Here is a 4,515-nt window from a genome sequence, read left to right as displayed (position 1 = left end):
GCTGCCGTCGTAGCCGGCGTTGTGCGCGGCCAGCGTATTGGTCAGGGTCAGGTGCGCGTCGAACGCCGGCTACGACGGCAGCGGCTACCGCATCGGCGTGGTCGATACCGGCGTCAACCGCAACCATCCGGCGCTGGCCGGGCGGGTGGTGTCGAACCTGATCTACGTCGATCCGAGCCAGAACAACACCAAGGTCGACGACGTCGACGGCCACGGCACCACCGTGGCGCAGCTGGCGGCAGGCAAGTCGGTCGGACAGTGGCCGGGCGGCATCGCGCCGGGCGCGCAGATCGTGTCCGCGCGCATCATTTCCGACACGCCGCCCAAGGACGACGGCAGCGGCAGCGGCAATCAGGTCAGCGGCGGACTGGGCTTGACCCAGGTGCACCAGGACCTGATCAATGCCGGCGTCAAGGTGATGAACAACTCGTGGGGCGGCATCTACTGGACCGACCTGAACTCGACCAATGCCATCGCCGCCGAGTACCGCCCGTTCGTGCTAGGCAACGGTGGCCTGGTGGTGTTCGCCGCCGGCAACGAATCCAAGTCCACGCCCTCGGACATCGCTTCGCTGCCCAGCAAGGCCGGCCCCAACGGCACCCTGCCGGCGGCGGACCTGGAGCGCGGCTGGCTGGTGGTGGCGGCAACCGATTCGAGCACCGGCACGCAACTGGCCTCGTACTCCAACGCCTGCGGCGCGGCGATGCGCTACTGCCTGGTCGCGCCCGGCACCGAGGTGTTCGTCGATCCCAAGGCGACCACCTCCACCAGCAACCCCGACTACTACTACGGCAGCGGCACCTCGTTCGCGGCGCCGCTGGTGTCCGGCGCGGCGGCGCTGGTCTGGCAAGCCTTCCCGTACTTCACCAACGACCTGGTCCGGCAGACCCTGCTCGGTACTGCCACCGACCTGGGCACGCCCGGCGTGGACGCGACCTTCGGCTACGGCCTGCTCAACGTCGGCAAGGCGGTGCAGGGACCGGGCCGCTTCGACTGGGGCGACGTGACGGTGGGATTCACCGGCAATTCGACCTGGGCCAACAACATCGCCGGCAGCGGCGGGCTGATCAAGCAGGGCAGCGGCACGCTGAATCTCAGCGGCACCCAGAACACCTACAGCGGCGACACCCAGGTGCAGGGCGGCACGCTCAGCGCGGCCAGCCTGGGCAGCTCGAACGTGGCGATCAGCAATGGCGCCACCTTCGTCGGCACCGGCGCGCTCGGCGGCAGCGTCGCCAATGCCGGCACCTTCCAGGTCGGTGCGGCCACGCTGAGCCTGAGCGGCAACTACGTGCAGAGCAGCAACGGCCGCCTGGCCCTGCTGGTCGGCGACAAGCTCTCGATTGGCGGCAGCGCCACCCTGCAGGGCGGTTCGCTGTACGTGCTCGGCAAGCGCGACTACGTGGTCAACAACACCGCGTACACGGTGCTGCAGGCGAACGGCGGGCTCACCGGCACCTTCGCCTCGGTGACCACGCCGTCGAACGTGTTCCTGACCTCGTCGCTGTCCTACGACGCCACCAGCGCCTCGATCACCGTGCAGTCGCTGAGCGTCACCGCGGCCGCGGCCAGCTTCGGCAACATCACCGCCGCCACGCTGGCCTCGGCGACGCGCGTGGATGCGGCGTTCGCGCAGCTCAACACGCAGCTGAGCCACGACCCGGCCACGGTCGACGGCGCCCTGCTCAAGGCGGCCGGCGCGGTGCAGCAGTCGCCGAGCGTGGCGGCGGCGTCGGCGACGCTGCGCAGCCTGTCCGGCGAGGCGCATGCCGCGGCCACCGCGATGACCTTCGACACCATGGACCTGCAGCGGCGCGCGCTGTCCAGCCGCTTCGACACGCTGGTCGAACAACCGCGCGCGGTCGGCGCCTGGAGCCAGCGCCTGGGCGAGACCGGGCAGGGCAGCTTCGCCGGCAGCCAGTTCCAGCTCGATGGCTGGCTGATGGGCCAGGACCTGCGCCTGGGCGAACACGCGGTGGCCGGCTTCGCCTTCGGCGAGAGCCGCGCCAGCGACGCCGGCAGCCTGGACCGCAGCCGCAACCGCCAGGTGCAGGGCCAGGCCTATCTCGGCGCGATGGCGGGCAATGCGTACGCGCTGGCGCAACTCGGCAGCGGCCAGTACCAGCGCCAGCTCGACCGCAGCCTGCTGCTCGGCGACACCGTCGCCGACGCCTCCAGCCGTTATGCCGGCCGCTTCCTGTCCTCCAGCGTGGAGGTCGGCTATCGGCTCGGGCGCGGCCCGGCGTGGCTGACCCCGTATGCCGGCGCCGACTACAGCCGCATCGACAGCGATGGCTTCCGCGAACAGGGCGGCGATGGCTTCGGGCTGATGGCCGGTGCCGCCAGTTCCTCGCGCAGCCAGGCGTTGGCCGGCCTGCGCGGCGGCTTCGGCGGGCGCGGCTGGTCGCTGCAGGGCTATGCCGAGTGGCAGCAGACGCTGGCCGCGCAGGGATTGGACCGGCAGGCCAGCTTCGTCGGCGTGAACGCGTGGGCGCCGCTGGTGGACCTGCAGCCGGCGCGCTCCGGTGGCCTGTTCGGCGCCAGCCTGCAGACGCGCTGGAATGGGGCGTTGCTGGGGCTGGGTTACGACCAGCGCTTCGGCCCGCGCGGCGACGACCGCGCGGTGTCGCTGCGCTATCGCCTGGGCTTCTGAGTCCGGGGACCTGGCCCGGCGCGTGCGGCGCCGGTGCGGGGTCGATCCGTCAAGCAGGGCCGGGACGTCCCGGCCCTGCGATCTGCGGCCTCCCGCCTGCGGCGCAGGCGGCGGCGCGAGGCATCACTCGCCGCGCAGGTGGCCCATCGAGCGCGGTGCGGTACGGCCCAGCGGCAGCTTGAGCTTGCCGATCGCCTGCATGCGCGCCTCGGCGATGCGGTCGGCGGCCTGTTGCGGCGGAATGTTCTCGCGCTCGGACAGGTCGAAGATCTTGCCGAGGTTGTGGTACATGCTGCGGATCAGCCGCATCGCGCGTTCGCGGTTGTAGCCGTCGATCTCCAGCGACACGTTCATGACGCCGCCGGCGTTGACCGCGTAGTCGGGCGCGTAGAGGATGCCGCGGCGGTGCAGTTCCTCGCCGACCGCGGCATTGGCCAACTGGTTGTTGGCGGTGCCGCAGACGATCTTGACCTTGAGCCGCGGCAGCTTGGCCTCGTCGAGCGCGCTCTCCATGGCGCACGGCGCCAGCACGTCGGCGGCGACGTCGTAGATATCGTCCGGGTCCACCGCTTCGGCGCCGTATTCGGCCACCGCGCGCGCGACCAGCGCCGGGTCCAGGTCGGTCACGAACAGCTTGGCGCCGCGTTCCTTGAGCAGCTTCACCAGCTCCATGCCGATGTGGCCCAGGCCCTGCACGGCGATGCTGGTCTTGCCGATCTCCTCGTGGCCGAACTTGCGCTGCAGCGACGCCATCAGCGCCTGCAGCGCGCCGTAGGCGGTGAACGGGGCCGGGTCGCCGGAGCCGCCGTGCACCTGGTGCACGCCGGTGACGTACTCGGTCTCCAGGTAGATCTGCTCCATGTCGTTGACGTCGGTGCCGACGTCCTCGGCGGTGATGTAGCGGCCGCCCAGCGAATCGACGTAGCGGCCGAAGGCGCGGAACAGCGCTTCGGACTTGTCGCTCTTCGGGTCGCCGATGATCACCGCCTTGCCGCCGCCGATGTTGAGCCCGGCCAGCGCGTTCTTGTAGGTCATGGTGCGGCTGAGCCGCAGCGCGTCCTGCAGGGCGGACTCGGTGTTGGCGTAGGGGCGCATGCGCACGCCGCCCAGCGCGGGGCCGAGCACGGTGTTGTGGATGGCGATGATCGCCTGCAGTCCCACGTCGCGGTTGTGGCAGAAGACGACCTGTTCGTGGCCGGTGTTGGCTAGCGTTTCGAAAAGCATGGGGGCTCCGCTGGCGTTGCAGGTGTCGGACACCATGGTCCAGGAACGTGCCTGGTGGGTGGCGCAAAACAAAAACGCGACGGTTCCGGAACAGGCCCTGAGCGTCGCGATGCCGACATTTTAAAGCAATTGCCGGCCGCCGGTGCGACGGCGCCGCGGCCACGCGCGGGAATCTCGCGGCTCTGTGCGACGCCAGTCGGGCAGGTGGCGTGCCGGTTCGCCGGGCGGCTTGCGTGGTGGCGGGACGCGGGCTTCCGCGGCAATGGCGCTGGGCACCCGGGTGCGGGCGGTGCGATGGCGGATCTGGTCGGTCGAGTGCTGACGGTGGCCGAGCCGGTGCAGTGGCACGGGACGAGCGCCGGCGCCGTGGGGCGGGCAGCGGTCGGTAGCCGTGGTTGGCAGCGGTGGGCCCGTACCGCCGCGGCCCCGCATGCCGCGGTGGTGTGGGCCGCGATCGCCGCCGGCACGGCGATCGCGTCTCCCTGGGGATGGATGGACTAGCTGTGTAAACCCACCACGTTGTTCAGTGGAATTCGGGAGATGGGAGGTTTGTAGCCGAGGCTGGCGTGTGGTCGATGCCAGTTGTAATGATGCAGCCAGCCCGAGAAGGCGTTGGCGCGTTGCGTGTAGGCGGTTTA

General features: G+C 70.5%; 2 protein-coding genes and 1 pseudogene. 1 reads left to right on the top strand and 2 read right to left on the bottom strand.

Features of this window, described 5'->3' with window-relative positions:
• The first annotated feature begins 37 nt into the window (after positions 1-37).
• A complete protein-coding gene (locus tag CEK68_RS20740) occupies positions 38-2,653 on the top strand; it encodes an autotransporter serine protease (RefSeq protein ID WP_226977999.1) in 2,616 nt (871 codons plus the stop codon).
• A 123-nt stretch (positions 2,654-2,776) separates the two neighbouring features.
• Here the strand turns inward: CEK68_RS20740 and CEK68_RS20735 are convergent, their stop codons facing one another.
• Both CEK68_RS20735 and CEK68_RS20730 read right to left on the bottom strand, forming a co-directional pair.
• Complete coding sequence (locus CEK68_RS20735; protein ID WP_017908213.1) at positions 2,777-3,877, bottom strand: Glu/Leu/Phe/Val dehydrogenase dimerization domain-containing protein; 1,101 nt, start codon at positions 3,875-3,877, stop codon at positions 2,777-2,779.
• 497 nt (positions 3,878-4,374) lie between these two features.
• A pseudogene (locus CEK68_RS20730) lies at positions 4,375-4,497 on the bottom strand (integrase core domain-containing protein); the annotation flags it as partial.
• Between the last annotated feature and the right edge of the window lie 18 nt (positions 4,498-4,515).

The organism is Xanthomonas sp. LMG 12461 (assembly GCF_009192935.1).
GTDB classification, from domain to species: Bacteria; Pseudomonadota; Gammaproteobacteria; order Xanthomonadales; family Xanthomonadaceae; genus Xanthomonas_A; species Xanthomonas_A sontii.
This window is presented reverse-complemented; position numbering and strand designations above follow the sequence as displayed.